This window comes from Pelagicoccus sp. SDUM812003 (genome assembly GCF_031127815.1).
Taxonomy (GTDB): Bacteria; Verrucomicrobiota; Verrucomicrobiia; order Opitutales; family Opitutaceae; genus Pelagicoccus.
In genome coordinates, this window is the sequence record NZ_JARXHY010000040.1 from 1 (window position 1) to 3,677 (window position 3,677).

Annotated in this window: 6 protein-coding genes; all 6 read right to left on the reverse strand. The window is 46.5% G+C overall.

All coding sequences use genetic code 11. From position 1 onward, the window contains the following. Positions 1-93: 93 nt before the first annotated feature. Positions 94-495, reverse strand: a complete 402-nt coding sequence (locus tag QEH54_RS22495) for a PIN domain-containing protein (RefSeq protein WP_309020979.1) — start codon at positions 493-495, stop codon at positions 94-96. Next, positions 495-692 (reverse strand): type II toxin-antitoxin system VapB family antitoxin, encoded by a 198-nt coding sequence (locus QEH54_RS22500; RefSeq protein ID WP_309020980.1) that lies wholly within the window; start codon positions 690-692, stop codon positions 495-497. The genes QEH54_RS22495 and QEH54_RS22500 overlap by 1 nt, the downstream gene beginning before the upstream one ends. A 69-nt stretch (positions 693-761) precedes the next feature. Beyond that, positions 762-1,310 carry a hypothetical protein gene (locus QEH54_RS22505; protein ID WP_309020981.1) on the reverse strand — a complete coding sequence of 183 codons (549 nt, stop codon included), beginning with the start codon at positions 1,308-1,310 and terminating at the stop codon, positions 762-764. A gap of 466 nt (positions 1,311-1,776) precedes the next feature. Further along, positions 1,777-2,460, reverse strand: a complete 684-nt coding sequence (locus tag QEH54_RS22510) for a hypothetical protein (protein WP_309020982.1) — start codon at positions 2,458-2,460, stop codon at positions 1,777-1,779. Between the two features lie 35 nt (positions 2,461-2,495). Then, entirely contained in the window at positions 2,496-2,966 is a 471-nt protein-coding gene (locus tag QEH54_RS22515) for a hypothetical protein (protein WP_309020983.1), read from the reverse strand. 34 nt (positions 2,967-3,000) lie between these two features. Then, on the reverse strand, positions 3,001-3,677 hold a 677-nt coding region (locus QEH54_RS22520), incomplete at its 5' end, for a hypothetical protein (RefSeq protein WP_309020984.1).

Below are 3,677 nucleotides of genomic sequence, written 5' to 3' on the forward strand. Positions count from 1 at the left end.
TGGTGTGAGTTGTAGTAGCTGTATTCATAAAGGCACTATATTGACGGGTCGCCTCATGGCGACTCGTCTCTGTGCCTTCTCATTCCTACTGGTTCACCCTTGTTTTCGATACAATTCGATAGGGATGTATTTTGAGTACCTTGTGAAATCTTTATCCTTGGTGAGAATCGAAGCCTTCCATTTCACTGCGCACGCACAAATCAAGTAGTCTGTGTGGGATCCTTGGATACCCTTACTTCTGCAGAGATTGAAGAAAGCTGCCGCCATTTCATAAATCGACTCATCAATTCTTTGGCTAGGAAACGCTCTCAATGCTTCTCGAATCTTTTCGTATCTTTCGATTTCCTTTATCCCAGAAAGCGTCTCCTGGCGTATCGGGCCGATCATGACGATTTCGCCCTCGTTCACCAGGTTGCGCAGGGCCAGCACACTCAGGCTTTCCTTTCCCTTCTTTCGGAAAGCCTCAGACCAGACGTCAGAGTCTACGATGACCATTACTTCTTTCGGGCTTTCTTGGGTTCGTAGTCGTCGAAATACTCGACTGTGCCGAACAGATCTAGGACCTTCTTTTGCTCTCGGCGGACTATGAACTCCCTAAGTGCCTCATTCACAGTGTCTTTTTTCGTTTTCTTTCCTCCGATCTTCAGAGCTTTGCTCAAAAGTGCGTCATCAATTGCAAGATTTGTAGCCATGTGTGAGACTTTACACAAGAGGGGCCGTTGGTCAATTCTTTTGGTGAACGTGAAGGCCATACGCGTAGGTCATCGCGGAGCGATGGCCGGAGTTGTATGGGCCGCCTGGTTATACCTCTCTTTATTTTCCTTCGAATCGAACATGACTCCATGCTTGTTGCAGAGGGACAAGACTCTATCTAGAAGGTCTCTCTCTTTCAATTTTTCGATTTCGAAATAAAATGCTGGAAGCTGGTCGCAACCGATCCTCAACCATTTGTCGTGTAGTTGCCAAACTTTGATCATCGACCACCTAATCCTTACGAAAACACCTTGCCCCTCAACGGTCAGGTGACTCTCGGTCAGTCCATAGGTAAGTTCTTTCTTCAGTAGCTTAGATTCCTTGTAATTATTGGTTCTGGCAAATTTTGTGATCTTCTTGGTGAAGATGCCTAGGATAAGAAACAAAGTGAGGACTATTCCTAGGAGCAGTGTGTATGCTGAAAAATAGCAAGCTACGGCGACGAATGCTAAGATCACCTTGCGTGTTCTCTTTTGCTTTCTGGTGTAGAGACGATGAATGTCTTCGTATTCCTCTTCGGTGTGAGTGTGGGTGTTTTTGAATTCGAAGGGTTCCATCTATTTTCTGTATAACGCTAAGCTGATACGCGAGGGCCTAGAGGCCCGTTGTGAAAGAGTAGGGGTAGATTTCACCTTGCAGCGTCCACAACTCGGGGCGCTTGGCCCGAGTTGTATCGAGCGACTTGTTCACCTCTTCTTTCATTCTTCTTCCTCGGTTAGTGCTTTTGCTAAGTCTATCGCCTCCATCTCCTTTCCGAAAAGTTGTGCGTCCCAATTGGGTCCAACCATGTACTTCCCTTCATGTAAATCTTTCAGGTAGGATCCGACAAAATCATCGAAAGAAATCATTCGTACTTCATATTTCTTCCATTCCTTAATCACGTGCCGTTCGGCATATGCTCGATCTCACCAGAACACGATTACATCGGAGTCTTCGTATTCATTCGACGGACAGAACGCGGGACTTCCAGATGGTGATACCAAGCACCAGACGACTTTGTTTTCTTTTACTCGTCGGACAAACCTAGCGAAGTTCTCTTCTGAAGTGGCGTGATCTTGGAGCATCTATATTTTGGTGAACGTGAAGGCCATACGCGTAGGTCAGCGCGGAGCGCTGGCCGGAGTTGTATGGGCCGCCTGGTTGTGCTTTTCTTATTTTCTTCAGTTTGATCTTCGCTTGATTCCGAATGGCTTTGTTCCTTCCGGACTGTGTGAGCCAATATATTGCATCCTCGGGTGAATCGTCTGATTCTAGCAAAAGCTGATGGAGTGGAGTGTCGTCACTTCTCTTGATTTCTTCGATCTCTGACTTGATGCCAAACTTCTGGACTCGATGGAAAACAGAACGACGCACGTATCTTTTTTTTGCTGGATTCGCTTGGTAAGCTGGATGTGTAGCCAGTCGAGAAAACTGATCATCAGTCAGATTCCCGTGCTCGATTAGTTCAATCGCTCTGTTTGCTGAAAGATCGCAACCATCTGGACCATCATCGGATAGCTCCAAGAACTGATCTATTTCTTCATCGGTGAAAGCATCCTTTTTCGTGAGAAAGTCCCTGAAGGCTCCACACCGATAGTGCTCCTCATTTTTGTCGTCGGATTCACTGAAGACTTTCCATTGTTTAAGAAGGTAAGCTTCGTCGACGACTCCCAACGAAACCCACGATTTCGTGTATCCAAGTTTCTGCGCTATTTCTTTGGGGGTCATCTTTATTTGCACAACGTGAAGGCCATACGCGAAGGTCAGCGCGGAGCGCTGGCCGGAGTTGTATGGGCCGCCTGGTTGGGCTCTTCTTTTTTTAGTTCAGAGATGTCGTCAACTTCGAGTATTTCGAATAGTAACTTCTCAAATTCTGGCATTCCATCTTTCTCCTTGTTCCAGTCTACCGTGTAGATAGATGTACCCGAGAAAATCGTGAACCCTACGTTGTTCTCTTCTATCTTTCCTTCTCTTGTGAAATCTTCTTGGTCGATTTTCGTGATCATCCATTTCTTTGCTACTTCGGCCAGTCTGGTGAATTCTTCTTTTTCAATCTTATCTTGCTTACCGAATCCGGTGTCCTCGCCAAAGTGAGTAGTAATTTGATCAGGAAGGATGATCACCGTAAACCAAGTCTCGGGAGTTAGTTTGCGTGCGTAGTGCAACTGCGTATCCGCCTTTGAGAGGAGAGGCAGTGCTAGGATTACGATGACTGAGAAACAGGTGAGTTTCATTTTATTTGCCCAACGTGAAAGCCATACGCGGAAGTCAGTCGCGGAGCGACTGGCTGGAGTTGTATGGGCTGACTGGTTCGGCTATCTTTTTCTGTAGTTCTTTTGTGATTACCAAGGAGAGTCCACCTCGTTCGGATTCTAGTGTGTACGCATCGCTCGCAGTCTTCTTGATCTTCGTGATTTCGGATATCGTCACTTCTCGAAATGTCTTACCATTCCTGAACAACTGGACCACTTTCTCTCCATCGAATCTGTAGCTCATTCCTGAATACTTCCATAGAAAGTACGCGAAAGCTACAGACATGACATTTAGTCCGATGAAAGCTAGATCCTTCCAGTCGGTCAGCGAAAGGGGCTCTTTGCTTGTGGCGAGAGAAAAAACGGTGATCGCGGGTAGAGCTGTTCCAACAAGGATGGCAAAGAAAAGGCCCATGTTCGTCTCCGATTTTGGTGGATGAACTGTGCCGCGTATTTTGCGTAAAAGCTCTAGGTCCTCAACTTGTACTTGGTTTTCCATTTTTCTGCCGAACGTGAAGGTCATACGCGAGGGCTCTGAAACCGTCGTGCTGGAAGTTGTGAAGATACGTCCTTGCTGCTGCCACAACTCGGGCGATTTGCCCGAGTTGTATGGACCGACTTCCATGAGAAGGCACTGCAAGTTAATAATATAAAGGAGTTCACGACTTTTGTATATCAAGTCATCTGGGTGTC